General features: G+C 63.8%; 1 pseudogene. It reads right to left on the bottom strand.

Going from position 1 to position 240, the window contains the following annotated elements:
* Positions 1–28: 28 nt before the first annotated feature.
* Positions 29–240: pseudogene (locus tag SB660_RS23460) on the bottom strand (sugar ABC transporter permease); the annotation flags it as partial.

The following is a 240-nucleotide window of genomic DNA, read 5'->3' on the forward strand; positions in this document are numbered from 1 at the left end:
GCGGTCTTCTCGGGGAGGGTCGTGGTTGTCATGAGGCGCCCTTCTCCACCCGCTCGCGCTGGAGCCGGAAATTGATGACACTGATGATCGCGAGGAAGGCGAACAGCACGTAGCTCATCGCAGCCGCCGGTGCCAGGTTGTTCTGCGAGAGGCCCTGATCGGCGATGTATTGGATGGCGGAGCGCGTCGTGTTGCCCGGGCCGCCCTTGGTGATGAGCAGCGACTGCCCGAACATGTTGG

The organism is Bacillus sp. SIMBA_005, from assembly GCF_046535585.1.
GTDB classification, from domain to species: Bacteria; Bacillota; Bacilli; order Bacillales; family Bacillaceae; genus Bacillus; species Bacillus pumilus.